The organism is Thalassococcus halodurans (genome assembly GCF_900108225.1).
In the GTDB taxonomy this organism is placed as follows: domain Bacteria; phylum Pseudomonadota; class Alphaproteobacteria; order Rhodobacterales; family Rhodobacteraceae; genus Thalassococcus; species Thalassococcus halodurans.
Map to the genome: position 1 here is coordinate 310369 of NZ_FNUZ01000002.1, position 20292 is coordinate 330660.

The 20292-nt window shown below is 55.3% G+C and carries 24 protein-coding genes and 1 tRNA gene; 9 read left to right on the plus strand and 16 right to left on the minus strand.

Going from position 1 to position 20292, the window contains the following annotated elements; all coding sequences use genetic code 11:
* Window positions 1-2: 2 nt before the first annotated feature.
* From C4S59_RS06485 to purB, 4 genes are all read right to left on the minus strand, one after another.
* Entirely contained in the window at window positions 3-1067 is a 1065-nt protein-coding gene (locus C4S59_RS06485; protein WP_103909667.1) for a FliG C-terminal domain-containing protein, read from the minus strand.
* A 117-nt stretch (window positions 1068-1184) separates the two neighbouring features.
* Window positions 1185-1340 (minus strand): adenylosuccinate lyase, encoded by a 156-nt coding sequence (locus C4S59_RS06490; protein WP_103909668.1) that lies wholly within the window; start codon window positions 1338-1340, stop codon window positions 1185-1187.
* An 87-nt stretch (window positions 1341-1427) separates the two neighbouring features.
* Window positions 1428-2336 carry an N-acetyl-gamma-glutamyl-phosphate reductase gene (gene argC / locus C4S59_RS06495; RefSeq protein WP_103909669.1) on the minus strand — a complete coding sequence of 303 codons (909 nt, stop codon included), beginning with the start codon at window positions 2334-2336 and terminating at the stop codon, window positions 1428-1430.
* A gap of 60 nt (window positions 2337-2396) precedes the next feature.
* Complete coding sequence (gene purB / locus C4S59_RS06500; protein WP_103909670.1) at window positions 2397-3701, minus strand: adenylosuccinate lyase; 1305 nt, start codon at window positions 3699-3701, stop codon at window positions 2397-2399.
* Window positions 3702-3785: 84 nt separating this feature from the next.
* Between purB and C4S59_RS06505 the strand changes: the two genes are divergently transcribed.
* The 3 genes from C4S59_RS06505 (at window position 3786) to C4S59_RS06515 (ending at window position 5794) form a co-directional block, all read left to right on the plus strand.
* Window positions 3786-4271 (plus strand): DUF6314 family protein, encoded by a 486-nt coding sequence (locus C4S59_RS06505; RefSeq protein ID WP_103909671.1) that lies wholly within the window; start codon window positions 3786-3788, stop codon window positions 4269-4271.
* Between the two features lie 75 nt (window positions 4272-4346).
* The gene (locus tag C4S59_RS06510) at window positions 4347-4946 is read left to right on the plus strand and encodes a biotin transporter BioY (protein WP_103909672.1); all 600 of its coding nucleotides are present in this window, start codon (window positions 4347-4349) and stop codon (window positions 4944-4946) included.
* A gap of 71 nt (window positions 4947-5017) precedes the next feature.
* The gene (locus C4S59_RS06515) at window positions 5018-5794 is read left to right on the plus strand and encodes a heme-dependent oxidative N-demethylase family protein (RefSeq protein ID WP_103909673.1); all 777 of its coding nucleotides are present in this window, start codon (window positions 5018-5020) and stop codon (window positions 5792-5794) included.
* A 1-nt stretch (window position 5795) separates the two neighbouring features.
* On the opposite strand, the gene C4S59_RS06520 is transcribed toward C4S59_RS06515, so the two are convergent.
* The 5 genes from C4S59_RS06520 to C4S59_RS06540 all read right to left on the minus strand — a co-directional run bounded on the left by C4S59_RS06520 (window position 5796) and on the right by C4S59_RS06540 (window position 10278).
* Window positions 5796-6422 (minus strand): hypothetical protein, encoded by a 627-nt coding sequence (locus tag C4S59_RS06520; protein ID WP_146064512.1) that lies wholly within the window; start codon window positions 6420-6422, stop codon window positions 5796-5798.
* A gap of 94 nt (window positions 6423-6516) precedes the next feature.
* Window positions 6517-7308, minus strand: a complete 792-nt coding sequence (locus C4S59_RS06525) for a lytic murein transglycosylase (RefSeq protein WP_103909675.1) — start codon at window positions 7306-7308, stop codon at window positions 6517-6519.
* 80 nt (window positions 7309-7388) lie between these two features.
* Entirely contained in the window at window positions 7389-8195 is an 807-nt protein-coding gene (locus C4S59_RS06530) for an alpha/beta hydrolase family protein (protein WP_103909676.1), read from the minus strand.
* A 292-nt stretch (window positions 8196-8487) separates the two neighbouring features.
* Window positions 8488-9894: a type I glutamate--ammonia ligase gene (gene glnA / locus C4S59_RS06535; RefSeq protein ID WP_103909677.1), complete on the minus strand. Its 1407-nt coding sequence runs from the start codon at window positions 9892-9894 to the stop codon at window positions 8488-8490.
* A 45-nt stretch (window positions 9895-9939) separates the two neighbouring features.
* Window positions 9940-10278 carry a P-II family nitrogen regulator gene (locus tag C4S59_RS06540; RefSeq protein WP_103909678.1) on the minus strand — a complete coding sequence of 113 codons (339 nt, stop codon included), beginning with the start codon at window positions 10276-10278 and terminating at the stop codon, window positions 9940-9942.
* A gap of 163 nt (window positions 10279-10441) precedes the next feature.
* On the opposite strand from C4S59_RS06540, the gene C4S59_RS06545 reads away from it, so the two are divergent.
* Window positions 10442-11971: an NAD(P)H-hydrate dehydratase gene (locus C4S59_RS06545; protein WP_103909679.1), complete on the plus strand. Its 1530-nt coding sequence runs from the start codon at window positions 10442-10444 to the stop codon at window positions 11969-11971.
* A 13-nt stretch (window positions 11972-11984) separates the two neighbouring features.
* Here C4S59_RS06545 and C4S59_RS06550 read toward each other — a convergent pair whose 3' ends face one another.
* A complete protein-coding gene (locus tag C4S59_RS06550; RefSeq protein WP_103909680.1) occupies window positions 11985-12479 on the minus strand; it encodes a Hint domain-containing protein in 495 nt (164 codons plus the stop codon).
* 166 nt (window positions 12480-12645) lie between these two features.
* Between C4S59_RS06550 and C4S59_RS06555 the strand changes: the two genes are divergently transcribed.
* Together C4S59_RS06555 and tig are read left to right on the plus strand one after the other, a co-directional pair.
* A tRNA-Leu gene (locus C4S59_RS06555) sits at window positions 12646-12730 on the plus strand.
* A gap of 23 nt (window positions 12731-12753) precedes the next feature.
* A complete protein-coding gene (gene tig, locus C4S59_RS06560; protein ID WP_103909681.1) occupies window positions 12754-14085 on the plus strand; it encodes a trigger factor in 1332 nt (443 codons plus the stop codon).
* 69 nt (window positions 14086-14154) lie between these two features.
* Here the strand turns inward: tig and C4S59_RS06565 are convergent, their stop codons facing one another.
* The 4 genes from C4S59_RS06565 to rpsF form a co-directional block, all read right to left on the minus strand.
* Window positions 14155-14457 carry a Dabb family protein gene (locus C4S59_RS06565; RefSeq protein WP_103909682.1) on the minus strand — a complete coding sequence of 101 codons (303 nt, stop codon included), beginning with the start codon at window positions 14455-14457 and terminating at the stop codon, window positions 14155-14157.
* Window positions 14458-14610: 153 nt separating this feature from the next.
* Window positions 14611-15231 (minus strand): 50S ribosomal protein L9, encoded by a 621-nt coding sequence (rplI, locus tag C4S59_RS06570; RefSeq protein ID WP_103909683.1) that lies wholly within the window; start codon window positions 15229-15231, stop codon window positions 14611-14613.
* Window positions 15232-15243: 12 nt separating this feature from the next.
* Entirely contained in the window at window positions 15244-15471 is a 228-nt protein-coding gene (rpsR, locus tag C4S59_RS06575) for a 30S ribosomal protein S18 (protein WP_009805008.1), read from the minus strand.
* A 22-nt stretch (window positions 15472-15493) separates the two neighbouring features.
* Window positions 15494-15850 (minus strand): 30S ribosomal protein S6, encoded by a 357-nt coding sequence (rpsF, locus tag C4S59_RS06580; protein ID WP_103910302.1) that lies wholly within the window; start codon window positions 15848-15850, stop codon window positions 15494-15496.
* Window positions 15851-16105: 255 nt separating this feature from the next.
* Between rpsF and C4S59_RS06585 the strand changes: the two genes are divergently transcribed.
* Window positions 16106-16342, plus strand: coding sequence for a hypothetical protein (locus C4S59_RS06585; RefSeq protein ID WP_103909684.1), 237 nt, complete (start codon window positions 16106-16108; stop codon window positions 16340-16342).
* 102 nt (window positions 16343-16444) lie between these two features.
* Window positions 16445-17020: a YceI family protein gene (locus C4S59_RS06590; protein WP_103909685.1), complete on the plus strand. Its 576-nt coding sequence runs from the start codon at window positions 16445-16447 to the stop codon at window positions 17018-17020.
* 36 nt (window positions 17021-17056) lie between these two features.
* Here the strand turns inward: C4S59_RS06590 and C4S59_RS06595 are convergent, their stop codons facing one another.
* Together C4S59_RS06595 and C4S59_RS06600 are read right to left on the minus strand one after the other, a co-directional pair.
* Window positions 17057-17950: a serine hydrolase domain-containing protein gene (locus C4S59_RS06595; RefSeq protein ID WP_103909686.1), complete on the minus strand. Its 894-nt coding sequence runs from the start codon at window positions 17948-17950 to the stop codon at window positions 17057-17059.
* Window positions 17951-17965: 15 nt separating this feature from the next.
* Window positions 17966-19168 (minus strand): cytochrome b/b6 domain-containing protein, encoded by a 1203-nt coding sequence (locus tag C4S59_RS06600; protein ID WP_103909687.1) that lies wholly within the window; start codon window positions 19166-19168, stop codon window positions 17966-17968.
* Window positions 19169-19353: 185 nt separating this feature from the next.
* Here C4S59_RS06600 and fabD point away from each other — a divergent pair, with 185 nt between their 5' ends.
* Entirely contained in the window at window positions 19354-20292 is a 939-nt protein-coding gene (gene fabD / locus C4S59_RS06605; RefSeq protein ID WP_103909688.1) for an ACP S-malonyltransferase, read from the plus strand.

A 20292-nucleotide genomic window follows, 5' to 3' on the forward strand; every position in this document is an offset into this window, starting at 1 on the left:
CGTCAGGTTTCCACGGCGCGGAATTTGATCTCGCCTCGGTTTGCCATTTGCTTGATCGCCGCAACAACCAACATCTGCGCTTGCTCGGTCTCTTCTTCGGACGGTGTTCCCAGATCGACCATTTCCTCGCGAATAGATTCCGACATGCGCTTGGAAAGGTTCGACAAAATAAAGTCGACGCTTTGTCTGTCTGCATCCGATTTCGCACCGGCCAATGCGACGATGAGCCTTTCAGCCTCCACATCGCGGGTGATTTTCGATGCATCCATGGGGTCAAGCCGTTCTGCGATATGCGCAAACGTAAAGATTGATTGCCGTACTTCTTCGGCGAAATCCCGATCCATTTCCTCGATCCCGCTGAGCAGACTGCTGCGCGTGTCGTTTTTGGTGATGTTCAGGATGTCGCCCAACCGTGCACCGGGATCACGGGCAAAGGCGCGGGGGCGTTCTTTTTGCGCTTCTGCCATCAGGGTCTGGCCGATGCGGCGCACGGTATCAGGGGTGATGTCTTGAGTGCGTGACACTGCTAGCGAAACGGCACGGGCGCGATCACCGGGAAGCGACGAAACGAACTCGGCGGCCTTCGTGATTTCAAGTTTCGACAGAACGACCGCGCAGACCTCAATGCTTTCCGAAACTAGAAGCGTTTTCAGATTCTCGATGGGCATTTCGTTGATCGCGACCCATGGATCCTCGGATACATCGAACCCCATGGATTGCCGCACGCTGCGGGCAGCACCGTCGCTGATTTTGCCCTGAAGTGACTCCATCGCCTGTTGCATTCCATAGGGAAACGACAGCCCGACCGAATCCAGTTCTTCTGCAAATTCGCGCATCACTGCATGCAGCGTATCACGGCTGATATAGCGCATTTTGCCCAGTTGTTGGGTCAGTTGAGCCTGCAGACTGTCGGGCAAGCCGGACAGGGGCACATCGGCACCTTCATTGACCAGATATTGCACGACAATTGCTGCCTTCGCCTTGCGCGATAAAATCGGCCGGTTGGCAGGTTGGATCGGGGTGGGGGCCGATGGATCAGGTCGGCCAAGTTGTGCGGCTTGGGTCATTCGTGCGCTCCTGTCTTGTGGTCAAGCTAGGAGCGGTCGGTTAATTTTTACTGATAGATCGTGATACAAGCGCACGAAAAAGGCGGCCTGTCGCCGCCTTGATCTGTCAAATTTTAATTAGCTGCTGATGACCTTGCAGCTTCCGGATTCAGCGTCGTATTCCGATCCTTCCGCGCAGGTCATAGCCTGATCCGAATGGCCCGAGCAGGCCGCAAAACCGGCGACCGTGGTAGAAAGTAACAAGGCAAAAGCAGTAAGTGTCGTTCTGAACATTTATTGAAGCCTCCATGCTGATCCTGAAAAGGTAGCACGAAGGTTCAATTCTTCACAATCACAAAGACGGGCAGTTGGCGGCGGGACTTACAAGCCTGCTTTTTCGTCCGCGCCGATCATCAGGTTCAGGTTCTGAACAGCGGTGCCGGACGCGCCTTTGCCAAGGTTGTCCAGTGTCGCTGTCAGCGTGATGATGCCTGCCTGTTCATTGCCGTGCACCGCAATTTCCATGCGGTTGGTGTTGTTCAGGCGCGTGGCGTCGATGCGGTCGGGGGCAGGGATCACAGACACAAAAGCGGCGTCAGCATAGAATGCAGCGCAGATATCATTGATCTCGGCCATTGTTACCGCTTTGGGCAGGTTCGCGACGTGCAGGTGAAGTTGCACGATCATACCTTGGGCATAGTTGCCAACAGCAGGCTGGAACGCTGGCTGACGGGTCAGGCCGCCGTACTGCATGATTTCCGGCACGTGCTTGTGGCTTTGGCCCGCTGCATAGAGGAAATGATCCGCAGCTGTGCCGTCTTCGAACTCCGCAATCAGGCTTTTGCCGCCACCTGTGTAACCGGATACACCGGTCAGAACGACGGCCGTGTCGGCGTCCAGAACACCTGCATCCCGAAGGGGACGGATCAGCGAAATCGAGCCCGTGGCATAGCAGCCGACGTTGGCGATCCGGTCGGATTTGGCGATCAGATCTTTTTGGCCCGGAAGCTCCGGCATGCCATAAACCCAGTCGGGGTTAATCCGGTGGGCGGTCGACGCGTCGATAATCCGGGTGTTGCCACCGGCCAGTTCGACGGCCTCAATCGCGGCCTGATCGGGCAGGCACAGGATAGACACGTCAGCCGCTGCAAAGGCCGCAGCCCGCGCTTCGGGATCTTTCCGAAGGTCATGTTCAACCGAAACCAGTTCAATGTCCGAGCGGTTTTCAAGACGCTCGCGAATTTGCAGCCCAGTTGTGCCTGCTTCGCCGTCAATGAAAACCTTAGCCATTGTTCCTGTCTCCGTTTGAATAAAGCGCGCCCGACAATCAGGGCGCACTTGTGGGCGTCTTTACTCGCCAAACACCCGTTTGAAAATAGTGTCGACGTGTTTGGTGTGGTAGTCCATGTCGAATTTTTCGTTGATGCCGTCTTCGCCAAGCGCTGCAACAACGTCCGTATCAGCCAGAAGCTGTTCACGGAAATCAACACGTTCTTCCCATACTTTCAGCGCGTTACGCTGAACCATCGAGTAGGCGTCTTCACGGCTGACACCTGCTTGTGTCAGGGCCAGAAGCACGCGCTGGCTCATCACCAGACCCGGGAACTTGTTCATGTTGTCCAGCATGTTTTCGGGGAATACGAGCATCTTGTCGATCACGCCTGTCAGACGGGCAATCGCAAAGTCCAATGTGATGGTCGCATCAGGGCCGATAGCGCGTTCAACCGACGAATGGCTGATGTCACGCTCGTTCCAAAGCGCGACGTTCTCCATCGCCGGAATAACGGCCATGCGCACCAGACGGGCCAGACCTGTCAGGTTCTCGGTCAGAACGGGGTTTTTCTTGTGCGGCATCGCCGACGAGCCCTTTTGACCCATCGAGAAGAATTCAGCACCTTCCAGAACCTCGGTCCGCTGCATGTGGCGGATTTCGATGGCGACGTTTTCGATCGAAGACGCGATCACGCCCAGTGTCGCAAAGAACATCGCGTGACGGTCGCGCGGGATAACCTGCGTGCTGATCGGCTCGGGCTTCAGGCCCAGCTTTTCGCAGACGTGCTCTTCTACACGCGGGTCGATGTTGGCGAACGTGCCAACCGCACCGCTGATCGCGCCTGTTGCGATTTCTTCGCGGGCCAGTTTCAGACGCGCAAGGTTGCGGTCCATTTCGGCGTAGAAGCGGGCAAAGGTCAGACCCATTGTTGTGGGCTCGGCGTGGATGCCGTGGCTGCGACCGACACGAACAGTGTTCTTATGCTCCATCGCGCGCTTTTTCAGCGCGGCCAGCAGGCCTTCCATATCCTTGATCAGGATATCGGCGGCGCGCACCAGTTGAACGTTCAGACATGTGTCCAGAACGTCAGACGATGTCATGCCCTGATGGACAAAGCGCGCTTCTTCGGAACCTACGTGTTCCGCAAGGTGCGTCAGGAAGGCGATGACGTCGTGCTTGGTGACGGCTTCGATCTCGTCGATACGGGCCACGTCGAATTCGACGTCCTTGGCTTTCCAGACGGCATCAGCGTTTTCCTGCGGGATCACACCAAGGGCAGCTTGTGCATCGCAGGCGTGTGCCTCGATCTCGTACCAGATTTTGAATTTGGTTTCTGGGGCCCAGATGGCCACCATTTCCGGACGGGAATAACGAGGGATCATTGCGCGAGGCCCTTTCCTGACTTGTCATGACGTTTGCGCGGGTCATAGACTGCAAGTGCAGCATCGACAAGAGAGGCCTTACTTTTGGGGGCATCAGAAACCAAATCGCGACCACAGCAAACCGACGTTCCGACGTCTCTTGGCGATTTTGTGGGTCGTTGGGTGCTTAGCCGGCGCATCAATGACAGGCTGACCGGTCAGATCGGGCGCGTGTCCGGCGTATTGATCATGTCCGAATGCCCTGAGGGGCTGTCCTACCGCGAAGAAGTGACCGTTCAAATTCCCGGTCAACCAGCGATGGACGGAACGCGGGAATACCTTTGGAAGGATGCGGGCGACAGTGTCGATGTGCATTTCTCTGACGGGCGTTTTTTCCATCGCTTCAAACTGGGACAGGCGACGCCACATGCCGAACACTGGTGTGATCCCGATCAATACGATGTCGAATATGACTTTAAGGACTGGCCTGTATGGGGCGCGACTTGGATCGTGAAAGGCCCGCGCAAGGACTATAAAATGTCGTCGCTTCTGGTGAAAGAAGCGCGGCGAAAGGAAGCGGGTGGCACCTAAGGCGGGTTGCTCGTTTGACTTTTGTGGTGCACATAACGCCACAACCGTTTGAAAATGGTAGGTAGGAGACTTCTAATGAATACTGCTCTGAACCGGAATGTCCTTGTAGACATGTTCGGCGCCACAGAAGGTACCGCACTGCGCGCAAAGCAGGCTCTTCTGGTCGTTGCGGGCATCGCAATGCTTGCGATTGCTGCAAAAATCAAAATCCCGATGTGGCCGGTTCCGATCACAATGGGCACATTCGCTGTTCTGACAATCGGTGCGGCCTACGGTGCACGCCTCGGCTTTGTCACCATTCTTGGCTACATGATCATCGGTGCGCTTGGCTTTGATGTCTTCGCCGGTTCCTCGGCTGAAAAATTCGGCCTCGAGTACATGATGGGCGGCACAGGCGGCTATCTGGTCGGCTACGTTCTGGCAACTGTTGCTCTGGGCATGTTTGCCCGCGCCGGTTGGGACCGTTCCGCCGGTCGCATGGGCATCGCGATGCTGGTCGGTAACGCGCTGATCTACGTTCCGGGCCTGATCTGGCTGGGCATGCTGTACGGCTGGGACAAGCCGATCCTGGAATGGGGTCTGACACCCTTCCTGGTTGGTGACGCTCTGAAACTGGCTCTGGCAGCGATCATTCTGCCTGCCGCATGGAAGCTGGTTGGTCGCGCACGCGGCTAATTCTTCAGAAATTTCTGAAAAGGGCGCGTTGGCAATCGCTTACGCGCCCTTTTTGTGTCTAGTCTTAAACTATGACCGCGACTCATATCTTTCAGAAATCGATCCCCTACGACCCGCGTGTGCACCGCAAATTACCGGGTATCCAGCCGTTGAACGATGCGCCGTGGTTGATGGTGGATGACGCCTATGCCGCGCAGATGGCTGAACGGGATCGTCTGATTTCTGAAGCGCCGGATGTCGTCATCGCGCGTGTCGATGGCTTTGAGGCGGAAGAACAGGAACTTTTCGACGCCGTTCTGAACAATCTGCCAGAGGGATTTCAACGGAACGATGACAGGGTTACTCGACCCGATGGCGTGACCATCACGCTGGATCGTAGCGCACCAATCCGAACGTTGGGTCAGATCGTGCAAGAGGATCTGTGCCTACTGACAAAGCCGGAAGGAGCAGAGGAGCACATTCTGATATCGGCTGTCCTGTGCTTTCCCGCGCGTTGGAGCATGCGCTCAAAGATTGGCAAACCGTTGATCCCGATCCATGCGCCTGTGGCCGAATACGATGGTGACATTGCCAAGCGGGTACAGCGGCTGTTCGACGGGATCCAGCCGGGTCGCCCAATCTGGCGCTACAACAAACTGTGGGATGAAGACCCCACATTGCATCAACCCATTCCCAGCAAGGAACACCCGAAATGGGTTCGTGAATCAGCACCCTTTTTGCGATCTGAAAGACAGTGTCTGATACGGCTGCCGGAAACCCGCGCCATTCTGTTTTCGATCCATACCTTTGTGATCGAGCGCGCGGGTGTTGAGGCCCAATGGGGCAGGAATGTGACGAAATTTACTTAAATTAGCTCTTTCGGATACGACGAAAGGCTCGTTTCATCAGCGATTTCTTTGACGTGTCAGGTGATTCCTTCCCGCCGGTCGACGCCCACGATTCGCTGTGTGTCCCGCTAGTTTCACCAGCATCTGCATCACCCAGATCGGTTTCACGGAAAAGACGGGCAAGGTTTTCTTCGACTTCGTCGACCTCGGCGGATTGGCCTTCCATCTCATGCTGCTGGATGTTGATCCCGCGTTTCGGGGACACGTAGCGCATGGAATTCTGGAACTCTTGCGGTGCCAGCTTGATCGACGGTTGAAGCCATTCAACGGCGCTAACCTCGACCAATGTCGATGCGCGCAGAACAATGTCCGCCAGGATGCGGGCCATTGTTTCTGGATCGGGTGATTTATGGCCGCGACGACGCCCCATTTGAAAGCTGACATGTGCGCCTTCACCAGGAATTTTCTGGATTTCGACCTTTACCATCAACCGTTCGCTTGCGACGGCCCCATGCGTAACAGACGCTTTTGCGCTGCCGCCGTCACGTTCCGAAAGAACGACTTTAGCGCAGCGCAAAAAACGCTCGAGGGTCACACCCTCGGCAGTGGGAATGTGGAGTCCGGCGAACGGACGAGATGGCGGTTGCATGGCGGTCTCGCGAGCAAAATAAGACGAAGACCAGAATTTTGTACGTTACAAATATGGCCTTAACTGTCGATTTTAATGTCAAAAAACGGGCAGTTTAGCCGTCGATACGTGCCGCCATGTTTGCGATTGCCTTTTGGTAGACGCCAGCTGCGTTCCATTCCTGAATAACAGCAAAGTTCGGTTGTCCTTGTTGGTAACCGACACCCGGCCGCCAACCTTTCTGCCGTAGGAAATTCGCGGTCGAAGCCATCGCATCGGTAATGTTGTAGAAATCGACAACCCCGTCACCATTGCCATCGACACCATAGCGCAATGCATTGCCGGGCAGGAATTGTGTATGTCCCAGCTCGCCGTGCTTGGCGCCCTTGGTCGCGATCGTAATGGATCCCTGATCAACCAGCTTCAAAGCACCGATAGCATGAGGAATAAAGAACTCTGATCGGCGGCAGTCGAAGGCAAGGGTTGTGATCGACGATACCACGGACGAGTCGCCCATGAACCCGCCAAAGCCTGTTTCCATGCCATGGATCGCCAAAAGAATACCTGCGGGCACGCCGTACTGTTTTTCCAAAGACCCGTAGAAATTCGGGTTCTTCGCTTTCTTCCTGCGGGCCTGAGCGACGATCGTGTCAGCACCGCGAATTTGCATGAACTTCTCGAAGCTCAGCTTGAAGCTTTTCTGGTTCCTGTCTGCGTTGATCGTGCTTTGCGAATACTTGGTCGATTGAAGCGCTTGAAGGCCTCGTTTTCCCACGCCCGCTTTTTGGGCTTGCTTCGCAAAATCTGCCTTCCAGGCATCAAAGCCCGCGCTTGTGTTGCTGCAAGGTGCAGCAGATGCGGTGGCTGCAAATAGGCTAAATAAAATTGCCGAGACCGAGGCTTTCATAAACAACTCCCCTAAAAGGTGTGGGTTGATGGTTTATACAGCTTAAGCCAGAAGGCAATGCTGGCGATCCAGGAAAGTGATTATGCAAAGCTCATAAGGCTGGAAATTGTGCCTTGCACGTCCAGGGTAGCAAACAAACCGACCAGACCCAATGTCAATGATGCTACACGAACGTCTTCACCGCGTGCAACGTTGTAGATCACAACGGGCGCTGCCAATGGGAGCGAGAAGCTGGCAACGGCAATCGACACGGCCCATGCGGAAAGGCGTGCCTCTGTGGATTGATCCTGAACGTCGCCTTCGAATTCCGCCAATTCATTTTCGCTCGCGTTGCGCAGCATCATGTCACGGATGTTCGCCTCGTAGGCCTGGATATGGGCATCGTGTTTTTGCGGCGCATCCGGAGAGTTGTTGACGTTTGCGGGAAGCGACGCCTGAGCTGTCTGAGTTGGGCGAGGGCGCTTGGATTCGCCTTGGGCTGTCACACGGCGCGGCTGTTGTGCTTGGGGTGTTTCAGGGGCCATGGCGTCAAGGAAATCAGCCGTGGGGATGCGGATGTTTGTATCCAGCCACACGATGGATTCCGGTTCGTGACGTTCGGCTACAAGTGCGGTTACACGGGCCAAAGTCAGCTGCATCTGGGCCACGTCCGATGGTTTGGACGGTGTCAGGTGCACGGTGATCAGCGTTTCGCCAGCAAAGATTTGCGGTACAAAATCAAGGGAATAGTCTGCGCAGCTCAGGCAAACGCCACTTATTGTCTCGATGGTGTCGATCTTTAGCTGACCCACGGAATACATCGCCTTCTTGGCCGAGATCATCAGAACGTCAGTAGAAGGCAGGACAGTGTTTGGCAGAACCAGAGTGGCAGTGAATGTGGCAGACATTGTATTTCCCCGAGACTTCTTATCTTGTTTCTGAGGTATATATTTTTCGGAATTTATGTCTTTAATTTGCCCCTTTACGGCTATTCAGTCCGCAATTCTGAGCGTTCCAAGGTTATTTCGTGGCGAAAAAAGGTAACGACGTACCGTCACTTGCCAGATTTTACAGGTTTTTGTTTTGGATTTTGTCACTAACCGATGGGCGATCGGGCCGCGTTCTGATCTTTTGCAAATCGCGACGCAAAAAAGGGGCGCATGAAGCGCCCCTTTCTTAAATTTGACCAACAGAAGCTGATTAGCAGCTGTAGTACATCTGGTACTCGACCGGGTGCGGAGTGTGCTCGTATGTTTCGAGTTCTTCCATCTTCAGGTCAATGTAGCCGTCGATCTGGTCTTTTGTGAACACGTCGCCTGCCAGCAGGTACTCGTGATCTGCTTTAAGCTCGTCCAGAGCTTCACGCAGCGAGCCACATACTGTCGGGATACCTGCCAGCTCTTCCGCGGGAAGATCGTACAGGTTTTTGTCCATGGCTTCGCCCGGATCGATTTTGTTCTTGATGCCGTCGAGGCCGGCCATCAGCAGAGCTGCGAAGCAGAGGTAGGGGTTCGCGGACGGATCCGGGAAACGTGCCTCGACGCGCTTTGCTTTCGGGGATTCTGTCCACGGAATACGTACACAACCCGAACGGTTACGTGCAGAGTAGGCGCGCAGAACGGGTGCTTCGAAGCCCGGGATCAAACGCTTGTAAGAGTTTGTCGACGGGTTGGTGAAGGCGTTCAGCGATTTCGCGTGCTTCAGGATACCACCGATGAAGTACAGAGCTTCCTGAGACAGGTCTGCGTATTTGTCTCCAGCAAAGAGCGGCTTGCCGTCTTTCCAGATCGACATGTTGCAGTGCATGCCTGTGCCGTTGTCGCCGTAGATCGGCTTCGGCATGAAGGTTGCGGATTTGCCGTACGCGTCTGCCACGTTGTGGATGACGTACTTGTACTTCTGCAGGTTGTCGGCTTGCTCCGTCAGCGTGCCAAAGATCATGCCCAGCTCGTGCTGACAGGACGCCACTTCGTGGTGATGCTTGTCAACTTTCATGCCGATGCGCTTCATTGTGGACAGCATCTCGTTACGGATGTCCTGAGCAGCGTCTGTCGGGTTGACCGGGAAGTAACCGCCTTTGACACCAGGGCGGTGGCCCATGTTGCCCATTTCGAACTCGGTGTCTGTGTTCCAAGCTGCGTCGATTGCGTCAACTTCGAAGGACACTTTGTTCATCGAGTTTGAATACTTGACGTTGTCGAACAGGAAGAATTCAGCTTCCGGACCCCAGTAGGATACGTCACCGATGCCCGAGGACTTCAGGTACGCTTCCGCTTTCTGCGCTGTGCCGCGCGGGTCACGGTCGTATGCTTCGCCTGTATCGGGCTCAACAACGGAGCAGTGCAGACAGATTGTCTTTTCCGCGTAGAACGGGTCGACGTAGACAGAGTCTGTGTCGGGCATCAGTTTCATGTCGGAAGCTTCGATCGACTTCCAACCTGCGATGGAGGAACCATCGAACATGAAACCTTCTTCCAGGAAGTCTGCGTCAACCTGGTCTGCCATTACTGTTACGTGCTGAAGCTTGCCACGCGGATCGGTGAAGCGGATGTCGACATACTCGACGCCCTCGTCTTCGATCATCTTGAGAACTGCGTCCTTGCTCATTCCCTTAGTCCCTTTCTGTCTTCTGGGTCTGGTGTGTTGTTGGATTTAAAGCGCGTCGGAACCGGATTCACCGGTACGGATGCGGATCGCCTGTTCAATCGGCGATACAAAAATTTTGCCGTCACCGATTTTGTCGGTTTTAGCTGCGTTGATGATAGCGTCGATGGCGCCGTCAACCTGATCGTCGTCCAGAACGACTTCGATCTTCACCTTGGGAAGGAAGTCGACGACGTATTCAGCACCACGATAAAGCTCTGTATGGCCTTTTTGACGTCCAAAGCCTTTAACCTCGACAACCGAGAGACCCTGAATGCCTGCATCCTGCAGAGCTTCTTTAACTTCGTCCAATTTGAAAGGCTTGATGATCGCTTCGATCTTTTTCATGCCTTGCCTCCTTCCGATGTGTTTGAAACGCTCAGACCACGTTGCTTTCCGGGCTACAATGAACGGATGACCAAAATTGCAGCGATTCACGAGGTGATTTCTGCTTCGGGATTAAAAAATAGTCAATGCGACCAAAAAATAGGCAAAAGTGAATCGCGAGAGAATGGCAAAAAATGACCTAGTCACAGCGTCCCAGATGCGGACGATGGAAAAACGGGCAATGGATGCCAACGAGGTGTCTGGTCTGACCTTGATGGAACGTGCGGGCAGGGGCGTTGTCAGTGCTATTCAGCACAAATGGCCCGGCGGTCAGGCAATCTTTGCCCAGGCTGTTGTTTTGTGCGGGCCGGGCAATAACGGCGGTGATGGCTATGTTATTGCGCGTTTGCTGAAAGAAGCCGGCTGGAATGTATTGGTTTTTGCATTGGGCACGCCGACATCGTCGTCACCGGACGCTTTGGCCAATCGCCAGCTATGGGATGGGTTGGGCAGTGTATCGTCTCTGTCGGAGGCCTTAGATTTGCCTGCTGGTCAGACGTTGCTGATTGACGCGCTGTTCGGCACTGGGCTGACGCGGCCGGTTGCTTTGCCGATGAACACATGGGTGGCCAATGTGCGTGACACCGGTGGCGCAGTCGTCGCGGTCGATATCCCAAGTGGCCTTTGCAGTGATTCTGGGCGTGTCATCGGCGAACAGGCATTGCAGGCCGACCTGACGGTCACTTTTCATAAGCGCAAACTTGGGCATTTTCTGGCAGAGGGGCCTGCAACCTGTGGATCGCTGGTTTGCTCTGGCATTGGGCTGCGAACCGATAATTGGGATGAACCGTTGTGCAAGTTGGTTGTTCGACCAGATCGGAATCGAATCCTCAAATCGACCGGCCACAAATTTTCTTACGGTCATGCTTTGGTGCTTTCCGGTAGTGCGGGCAAAAGCGGCGCCGCGCGACTTTCGGCGATGGGGGCGCTGCGAATCGGGGCAGGGCTGGTGACCATCGGTGCCGCAAAAAGCAGCCTGTCTGAAATCGCTCAGGCGATTACGTCTTTAATGGTGACTGAAATTGATGACGCTCGCGATCTTGGCGAAACGCTACAAGATCCACGTTATTCGTCTGTGTGCCTAGGTCCGGGATTGGGTTTTGAACGGGCCAGAACTTTGGTTCCTACTGCTTTGGCCTCAAGGCGCCCAACTGTTCTGGACGCAGATGCACTCAGCGCGTTTGCGGATGCGCCTGGTGACCTTTTGTCTGGCCTTCACAAAGACTGCATTCTGACACCTCATGGCGGCGAATTTGCCCGGTTGTTCCCTGACTTTGCCTCGAAGCTTTCAGAGGCGGCGACGTCAGGACCAGCCTACTCCAAGGTTGATGCCGCACGCGACGCTTCGCAAACTGCCGGATGCATGGTGTTGATGAAGGGGCCTGACACCGTGATTGCTGCGCCCGATGGGCGTGTTGCTATCTGCGCGTCTGTCTATGAGTACACCGCGCCTTGGTTGGCGACGGCTGGGTCTGGCGACGTTCTGACAGGCTTTATTTGCGGGCTTTGGGCGCGTGGGGGCGATCTGTTTCAATCCGCCTGCGATGCGGCGTGGTTGCATGCAGAGTGCGCGCGGACATTCGGGCCGGGATTAATCGCCGAAGATATTCCAGCCATGATTCCAAGGGTGTTGAAAGAATTAGGGCCCCAGTGAGGGGCCCGATCCGTTACGCGTCGACTGTTGCTAGTTCCGAGGATGCGACCTCGATCCCGTCGGCATAAACGATGTGGGGGGTGTCGAAGATCAGCTCGCACAGCGTCATTTCAACGTCACCCAGATTGCTGACAAATTCGCCATCAACCAGACGCGATGCAGGAACCAGTGCCTGAGCGCGACCAAAGATCGCCTTGGCGCGCCAGTCGCGGATCAGAATATTCTGGGACGCGGGAAACACAGCGTCACGGTCAGGGCGGGAATTACCCAGTGAACCTGCGCGAATACCCACTGCGGGAACTTTGCGCTTGGTGACTTTGATGTCGACCAGCTTGGCAAAGCCGCTGTCACGGGTGATCACACGATCGCCGGGGGAAAGGAATTCAACGGGCAATGCACCATCAAGCGTCAGGACAACTGTCCCCGCAGTAAGCGCATTTGGGCGTTGGATAGATTCGTGGCGCGTGGGGGAATCCCCATCTGCGCACCGGACCGTTTTCGGTTCCATAGGTGCATTCCTGTCTGTTCTGCCTCATTTTTTCGTCACAATACGGCAAGAATGCGTAAATGTCGCGTTCTTTGTTAGCTAATTTTTCCTCTCGCATCCTCTTTCCTCCTTTGCTAGAGAACGCCGGAACAGGGGCTGTGCCATTGCGCAGCCCCGACAGGTTTATGCGGGTGTGGCGAAATTGGTAGACGCACCAGATTTAGGTTCTGGCGCCGCAAGGCGTGGGGGTTCAAGTCCCTCCACCCGCACCAAAGGACGAGAAAAGGATCGGAACATGCAGGTCACTGAGACCCTGAACGAAGGCCTGAAGCGTGAATACGCCATTACAGTGACGGCTGACGAGCTTGAGGCGAAGGTCAACGAGAAACTCGCCGAAGCGCAGCCCGAAGTGGAAATGAAGGGCTTTCGCAAAGGCAAGGTGCCGATGGCGCTTCTGAAAAAGCAGTTCGGTCAGCGCGTACTGGGCGAATCGATGCAAGAAGCCATCGACAACGCCATGAGCAAACACTTCGAAGAATCGGGTGACCGCCCTGCGATGCAGCCTCAGGTCAAAATGACCAATGAGGACTGGAAAGAAGGCGACGACGTCAACGTCGAGATGAGCTACGAAAAGCTGCCTGAAATTCCCGAAGTCGATTTTTCCAAAGTCGAAGTCGAGAAGCTGGTTGCGAAAGCAAGCGAAGACGAAGTCACAGAAGCCCTGAAGAACCTTGCTGAAACAGCGCAAGACTTCCAGGACCGTAAGAAAGGCACCAAGTCGCAGGACGGCGATCAGGTTGTCATCGACTTCGTTGGTAAAGTTGACGGCGAAGCGTTCGACGGTGGTTCTGCCGAAGATTACCCGCTGGTTCTGGGTTCGAACTCTTTCATCCCCGGCTTTGAAGAGCAGCTGGTTGGTCTGAAAGAAGGCGAAGAAAAAGCTGTCGAAGTGACGTTCCCGGAAGAGTACGGCGCGGAAAACCTTGCTGGTAAGCCCGCTGTTTTCGACGTGACCGTCAAAGCTGTGAAAAAGCCCGTTGCTGCGGAAATCGACGACGAGCTGGCCAAGAAATTCGGCGCGGACGATCTGGAAGCACTGAAAGGCCAACTGCGTGAGCGTCTGGAAGCCGAATACGTTGGCGCAGCACGCGCTGTCATGAAGCGTGGCGTTCTGGATGCGCTGGACGGTCTGGTGACCTTTGAACTGCCGCCGAGCCTGGTTGAAGCAGAAGCAGGTCAGATCGCGCACCAGCTGTGGCACGACGAAAACCCTGACGTTCAGGGCCACGACCACGACAAGATCGAGCCGACAGACGAGCACAACAAACTGGCCGAGCGTCGCGTGCGCCTTGGCCTGCTGCTGGCAGAAATCGGTCAGAAGGCCGAGGTTGAAGTGTCTGATGCAGAGCTGACACAAGTCATCATGCAACAGGCGCGTCAGTACCCGGGTCAGGAACGCCAGTTCTTTGATTTCGTTCGCCAAAACGCACAGATGCAGCAGCAGTTGCGCGCGCCGATCTTCGAAGATAAGGTCATCGACCACATCGTAGAAGGCGCGAAAGTGACTGAAAAAGAAGTCTCCAAAGACGAACTTCAGGCAGCTCTGGACGCTCTGGAAGACGAATAAGATCCAAGCAGGATCTAAGAATAAAGAAGGCCGTCCAATTGGGCGGCCTTTTTCTTTTGTCGGGTATGATCAGAAGTCTGCGGCTATTCTCAGGTCGCGAAGGGGCCGAACAACCGAAATGCATTCCTGATAGATCGGATGCGCATGATAGGCCTTTAGCGCGTCTTCATCGTCGAACTCGGCGTACAAAACGATGTCGACATCGTCAGAAAACCTGTCCGCACGAAGGTTTTTGCGCACTTCGAAGTGACGAGCGCCTGGAATGTTTTTTAGCATCTCTAGGCCTGCCATGATCCGATCGACGTCCTGCTTATCCTTGCCGCTGAAAAACACGACGTGACGAATGAAATCACGTTCGGGGGTATGTGCCATGTTTCACTCCATTCGGTCACTGCCTGTGTGTCAGGCTCGGCTTACCCTGTGATTCAATGGACGGCCAGAGGGACGAAAGTGACAGTTTGGCGCATCAAAAAAGCCGCGCAAATCATTGCGCGGCTTCGAAATTTTAAAAAGAGAAGGGCCTGATTAGGCGTTGTCTTCTTCTTCAGCGGCTTCCGCAGCGGGGGCTTCCTCGCCGTCGTCGTCCATCTGAGCAGCACCGATATCGTCGAACAGTTCGGAGATTTCGAATTCTGCCTGTGCTTCTTCTTCAGCAGCCAGTTCCTGGATGCTTTTGCCGGACGCCTGCAGTTCGGCCTCTTCCTCGGAACGTGCAACGTTCAGAGAAATTGTGACCATAACTTCGGGGTGCAGGTGAACTTCTACTTCGTGCAGACCCAGTTCTTTGATGGGCGCGCGGATCAGAACCTGCTTGCGGTCGAGGGTGAAGCCTTCGGCTGTTGCAACGTCGGCTGCGTCACGTGTTGTAACGGAACCGTACAGGTTGCCACCGTCGGACGCCTGACGAATCACAACGAACTGCTGACCGCCAAGTTTTTCAGCCAGTGCTTCGGCTTCTTTCTTGGTTTCCAGGTTGTTCGCTTCCAGCTGCGCTTTCTGTGCTTCGAACTGAGCGATGTTCTCTTTCGAAGCTGTCAGCGCTTTGCCCTGCAGCAGCAGGTAGTTGCGTGCGTAACCGGGCTTCACGTCTACGACGTCGCCCATCTGGCCAAGCTTGGCCACGCGTTCAAGAAGGATAACTTGCATTGATCAGTCTCCTTATTTCACGGCGTAGGGCAGCAGAGCCAGGAAACGGGCGCGCTTGATAGCACGTGCCAGTTCACGCTGTTTCTTGGCCGATACGGCAGTGATGCGGGACGGAACGATTTTGCCACGCTCAGAGATGTAGCGCTGCAAAAGTTTTGTGTCCTTGTAGTCGATCTTGGGCGCGTTCTCACCAGAGAACGGGCAGACCTTACGACGGCGGAAAAATGGTTTTGCTGCCATGTCTTAGCTCCTTTTCTCGGGCTTAATTGCGGCGCTCGCGACGGCCGTCGCGTTCGTCTTTTTTCTGCATCTGAACCGACGGGCCTTCTTCGTGCTCTTCGACCTTGATGGTCAGAACACGCATGACGTCGTCATGCAGGCGCATCAGGCGTTCCATTTCCTGAACAGCGTCCGCGGGGGCGTCTGTTTTCAGGAAAGCAAAGTGGCCTTTGCGGTTCTTGTTGATCTTGTATGCGAGGGTCTTAACACCCCAGTACTCGTTCTCAACGACCTTACCGCCGTTGTCTGTCAGTACTGTGGAGAAGTGTTCGATCAGACCTTCAGCCTGCGCGTTGGACAAATCCTGACGCGAGATAAAGACATGCTCGTATAGCGGCATGTGAACTCCGTTCATTTTCAAGCGCATTTCATAGGGCAGGCTACTCATCCTTCCGCACCTACCCACGAGAGACTGCGCGGTTCATAACGTTCCGCGAAAGGACGCCCCGATATACATGTATATGACCGGAAGACAAGCCTGTTGTTGGCTGTTGGGCCGCCTCAATCGGGCCTACGAGATTCCATCCGACCGCCCAAGTTTCGACGCCATTTTTAATAAAGGTTTAAGAAACAACAAAACCACGAGGTGGGTCAGATGAGTGCAGTAGATCACGGCTTTGAAACAGCGCAATCCCGCGAATACACCGGCGTGAACTGGATCAAAGCGTGCGCCGCGTTTTTCGGCGCTGCTTTATGTCTTGCGGGTGTCGGGATGTGGATTGTGCCCCAAGTCGAACCGACATCGTCTATGCTGTTGATGAAATTCGGTGTGACAGTGGTTGAAATTTCAGCAGGAATTGGCTTTTTGTTGATTGCGCGCACAGAAGATTAAAGTTCCGTTCATTGGCGCACAGATCATGTTGGAAAACCTAGAATTGTAGGTTGGCCCGATTGCGCACATCTCTGGGGCATAACTTTTGTTTCGGAGTAAACGATGAAAAAATCTGTTGCATTCGCACTCGCACTGATGGCGGCACCGGTCGCAGCCTTTGCTGCACCTGAAAAGTACGAACTTGATTCCAGCCACAGCCAGATCCTGTTCGAATACAACCACTTGGGCTTTTCCACGACCTACGGCATGTTCTCGGGCTTCGGCGGCGAAATCATGTTCGATCAGGAAGATCCTGCGAACTCTTCTGTAAACGTATCTTTTCCCGTCCGCTCGATGCTGACAGGCTGGGAAGAGCGTTTCCAACACTTCATGGCCGATGACTTCTTCGGCGCGGATGAAGATGAAATGGTTACTTTCACGTCCAAGTCGATCGAGGTCACAGGCGACAATACTGCCCTGATCACCGGTGACCTGACACTGAACGACGTCACGAAAGAAGTCGTTTTGGACGCCACGCTGACACAAGCAATGGACCACCCGATGGCGAACAAGCCTTGGGCGGGTTTCACAGCGACAACAACGCTGCTGCGCACCGACTATAACCTTGGCATGTTCGCCCCCTACGTGGGTGACGAAGTTAAGGTGAACATCTCCATCGAGGCGATGAAAGCTGAGTAACGAGTAAGCGTATCACTCACGCTGTGCCCGTCATCCTTAGGGATGGCGGGCTTTTTCGTTTATCAGCGTCTGAATATGGTTTTCCGAATGACCCTCGAATGAACCATGGCCAAAGACTGCTACGGTTGTTGGCTCAGGAAGGTCAGGGAAATGGTACACAGCGTTGCTGGAAAACGGCCCACTGCCGGAATGCCCAATCGCACGACCGACGTTGCCCATTTCCCCCGACATCACGCCCAATCCGTACCGGCAGCGTGTCCATGGTCGACCCTCTAGCGCACCGCCAAGGTCGACACAGGTGTTCATCGTTCTGAACTGATCAGGTGACAAAAGGCGGCCAGTGGCGATGGCATCCATCATCAAAGCGGCCTCAGCGGGCGTGCCGACAAGGCACCCGTGATAGACCCACTTGGGATCGTATCGTTTGGCTTCGGGCCAATGCACCTTCGAAAATTCATTCATTGTTTCGGCAAGGAAAACGGTGTTCAGCCCCAAATGATTGGCCAATGCCTGCATATGTTCGGCCAAGGTTTTGCCGCTCAGGTTTTCGATCCTGCGGCGGGCCAACGCGTAGCCATAATTCGAATAGCGCCAAGCTGGTTGTTCTTTTGGGGGCAGGGACATGACCCGCGCTTCCATGTCGTCAAAGCCCCAAGCGGTTTCGCCTGCCGCGACCGCGCTATGGTATTCCGGCAGGTCACAGTAACATGGAAGACGGGCGGTATGGGTGAGTAGCTGGTGCAGTGTGTACGTGGCGTTGGGAAGCGGCAGGTTCAGATCGACACCTGCGCGAAGGGCGATAGCGGCCAGAACGGTTTTGCTGAAACTCCACCACGGGAAAAGTGCATCAGGCCGCCCTTGGGTAAGGACGACCTGACCATTTTTCACAATGCACGCGTGAAAGTCCGAGGATAGCTTGGCCTGTGTCATCAGGCCAAGGTGGGGTTAATCCGCTTTCTCGGCAACCAGTTTCACCGACACATCAACCCGCAGTCCAAGCTGCGTGCCATCCGCCATGTTTTCACCGACGCCATAGTTTAGGCGTTCTAGCGTCGTGCGGCCTTCCATGGTGGCGATCCCGTCCTGAATGGTCATCTGGAATGGCATCGTCACCGGCATGGTCACGCCTTTCAGCGTCAAGGTGCCCTCTGCCGCATAGCCATCGGCCACGTTCAGGATATCGGCCTGAAAGACTGCGGTCGGGAAGGTTTCAACCGCCAGAAAGTCGCTGCCGACCGCCTGCGATGTCACCGATCCCAAAGCGATCGAACCGGTTGCGATTTCGACCGTCACTTCGCCGGTCTTGCCGGGGGCGTCCTGTTCTTCGAACGCGATATCGGCTGTCCACTGTTCAAATGTACCCTCAACCGCGCTGCCCATCTGCTGGATCGTGATGGCCAGTGTGCCGTCCTGTACCGTCCATTGGCTATCGACCTCTGCCAAATCGGCGGCGTCAGTCGGACGTGGTTCCCGTTCTTCGAACATGCCCATCGCTGTGCCCGCTGACAGCATTACCGCCCAAACGCCAAGCGCAAGCGTGGCGCTGAACGCGTGGCTCGTTTTAGGGGCTTCGGTCGTGCCCGCAGGAACACCCTTGGTCATACGCGACAGCGTCGGGTCCTTATCGACAACCTGGTGCTTCATTGCGCCCGCCACATGCAGCGCAACAGACGCCCAAAGAACCCAGTTCAGCACTTCATGCAATGTCGACGCCACATGCGCGAGGCTTTCGGACTTGGGAACAAACGGCAGGGATTGACCGAAAGGCCACCAGATCGGCGCAAAGCCCGACGTTGCCGCGTGATAAACCCAGCCGGACAGCGGAACCAACAGGATTGATCCGTAAAGCAACCAGTGCACGGTTTCCGCGGCCAGCGTTTCCAGCTTGCGCTCAGGATGCAACGGGGTAGGGCGCGGCTGTGTCAGGGCCCACAGGATACGGGCCAAGGCGATAAAGAAGATCAGCACGCCGATTGTTTTGTGGGTCGAGAACAACGTCACTTTGGTCGCCAGTTCGGATTCGGTGCCATACGGCCATTCCTCGGCAATCAATCCGCTCGCGATCAGGAAAAAAATTCCCAAAGCAGTCAGCCAGTGAAACAAACGTGCGACAGCGCCGTATTGAAATGCGGTGTTTTGGGCTGGCATGCGATTCCTCGTTAAAAATAGGGGCAAAGTGACCTTGGGTCAGGTTTTGCAGTTAGTCCTGAGATAGTTCAACGCATCAAGGACAGGAATTGTTTCAACCACACAACCCCTGTGCATCTGTGCAAAGCGTTGCGCCTCGGGGTCACTGCCGATATTGGGGTTAAAACAAATTCGAAGAGGACACGATGAGCCGAGCTTTCGTTTTTCCCGGTCAAGGGGCGCAAACTGTAGGAATGGGCCGCGATCTGGCCGATGCATATCCGGTGGCAAAGGCCGTTTTTGACGAAGTCGACGATGCTCTTGGCGAAAAGCTGAGCGATCTGATCTGGGACGGCGACATCGAAACCCTGACCCTGACGGCAAACGCGCAGCCTGCGCTTATGGCGACCTCTCTGGCAGCATTCCGCGCGCTGGAAGCCGAAGGTGTAACTATCTCGGCGGCATCCTTCGTTGCTGGCCATTCGCTGGGGGAATACTCGGCGCTGGCCGCTGCTGGTGCTCTGACCGTGTCTGACTGCGCTCGTCTGCTGCGGACCCGTGGCAAAGCGATGCAAGAGGCAACGCCCGTTGGCACAGGTGCCATGGCCGCCATTCTGGGCCTTGATCTGGATGCCGTGCGCGAAGTGGCCGAGGCCGCTGCACAGGGTGACGTGTGTCAGGCTGCGAATGACAACGATCCTGCACAAGTTGTCGTGTCTGGTGACAAAGCCGCCGTTGAACGCGCGGTCGAGATCGCCAAGGAAAAGGGTGCGAAACGCGCGTTGCTTCTGCCTGTGTCCGCACCGTTCCATTCGGCTTTGATGGCACCTGCTGCGGAAGTGATGAAATCGGCATTGGCCGAGGTTGCGATTAGCGCACCTGCCGTGCCTGTTGTTGCAAACGTCCGCGCCGAGGCGGTGAACGATCCTGAAACCATTCGTCAACTGTTGGTCGAACAAGTCACGGGCTCGGTTCGCTGGCGTGAATCGGTTCAGTGGATGGCAGCGCAAGGCGTGACAGAGGCGTGGGAAATCGGAGCGGGCAAAGCACTGTCCGGCATGATCAAGCGTATTGACCGTTCGGTCGCGACACGTGCCGTGGGCACGCCCGCTGATGTGACCGCTGCTGCAGAAGCTTTGGCGTAA

What these genes read in the sequence shown, in the direction of transcription:
- C4S59_RS06485 (WP_103909667.1), bottom strand. Translation starts at nt 1,067, where the DNA reads ATGACCCAAGCCGCACAACTTGGCCGACCTGATCCATCGGCCCCCACC.
- C4S59_RS06490 (WP_103909668.1), bottom strand. Translation starts at nt 1,340, where the DNA reads ATGTTCAGAACGACACTTACTGCTTTTGCCTTGTTACTTTCTACCACG.
- argC (WP_103909669.1), bottom strand. Translation starts at nt 2,336, where the DNA reads ATGGCTAAGGTTTTCATTGACGGCGAAGCAGGCACAACTGGGCTGCAA.
- purB (WP_103909670.1), bottom strand. Translation starts at nt 3,701, where the DNA reads ATGATCCCTCGTTATTCCCGTCCGGAAATGGTGGCCATCTGGGCCCCA.
- C4S59_RS06510 (WP_103909672.1), top strand. Translation starts at nt 4,347, where the DNA reads ATGAATACTGCTCTGAACCGGAATGTCCTTGTAGACATGTTCGGCGCC.
- C4S59_RS06515 (WP_103909673.1), top strand. Translation starts at nt 5,018, where the DNA reads ATGACCGCGACTCATATCTTTCAGAAATCGATCCCCTACGACCCGCGT.
- C4S59_RS06520 (WP_146064512.1), bottom strand. Translation starts at nt 6,422, where the DNA reads ATGCAACCGCCATCTCGTCCGTTCGCCGGACTCCACATTCCCACTGCC.
- C4S59_RS06525 (WP_103909675.1), bottom strand. Translation starts at nt 7,308, where the DNA reads ATGAAAGCCTCGGTCTCGGCAATTTTATTTAGCCTATTTGCAGCCACC.
- C4S59_RS06530 (WP_103909676.1), bottom strand. Translation starts at nt 8,195, where the DNA reads ATGTCTGCCACATTCACTGCCACTCTGGTTCTGCCAAACACTGTCCTG.
- glnA (WP_103909677.1), bottom strand. Translation starts at nt 9,894, where the DNA reads ATGAGCAAGGACGCAGTTCTCAAGATGATCGAAGACGAGGGCGTCGAG.
- C4S59_RS06540 (WP_103909678.1), bottom strand. Translation starts at nt 10,278, where the DNA reads ATGAAAAAGATCGAAGCGATCATCAAGCCTTTCAAATTGGACGAAGTT.
- C4S59_RS06545 (WP_103909679.1), top strand. Translation starts at nt 10,442, where the DNA reads ATGGCAAAAAATGACCTAGTCACAGCGTCCCAGATGCGGACGATGGAA.
- C4S59_RS06550 (WP_103909680.1), bottom strand. Translation starts at nt 12,479, where the DNA reads ATGGAACCGAAAACGGTCCGGTGCGCAGATGGGGATTCCCCCACGCGC.
- tig (WP_103909681.1), top strand. Translation starts at nt 12,754, where the DNA reads ATGCAGGTCACTGAGACCCTGAACGAAGGCCTGAAGCGTGAATACGCC.
- C4S59_RS06565 (WP_103909682.1), bottom strand. Translation starts at nt 14,457, where the DNA reads ATGGCACATACCCCCGAACGTGATTTCATTCGTCACGTCGTGTTTTTC.
- rplI (WP_103909683.1), bottom strand. Translation starts at nt 15,231, where the DNA reads ATGCAAGTTATCCTTCTTGAACGCGTGGCCAAGCTTGGCCAGATGGGC.
- rpsR (WP_009805008.1), bottom strand. Translation starts at nt 15,471, where the DNA reads ATGGCAGCAAAACCATTTTTCCGCCGTCGTAAGGTCTGCCCGTTCTCT.
- rpsF (WP_103910302.1), bottom strand. Translation starts at nt 15,850, where the DNA reads ATGCCGCTATACGAGCATGTCTTTATCTCGCGTCAGGATTTGTCCAAC.
- C4S59_RS06585 (WP_103909684.1), top strand. Translation starts at nt 16,106, where the DNA reads ATGAGTGCAGTAGATCACGGCTTTGAAACAGCGCAATCCCGCGAATAC.
- C4S59_RS06590 (WP_103909685.1), top strand. Translation starts at nt 16,445, where the DNA reads ATGAAAAAATCTGTTGCATTCGCACTCGCACTGATGGCGGCACCGGTC.
- C4S59_RS06595 (WP_103909686.1), bottom strand. Translation starts at nt 17,950, where the DNA reads ATGACACAGGCCAAGCTATCCTCGGACTTTCACGCGTGCATTGTGAAA.
- C4S59_RS06600 (WP_103909687.1), bottom strand. Translation starts at nt 19,168, where the DNA reads ATGCCAGCCCAAAACACCGCATTTCAATACGGCGCTGTCGCACGTTTG.
- fabD (WP_103909688.1), top strand. Translation starts at nt 19,354, where the DNA reads ATGAGCCGAGCTTTCGTTTTTCCCGGTCAAGGGGCGCAAACTGTAGGA.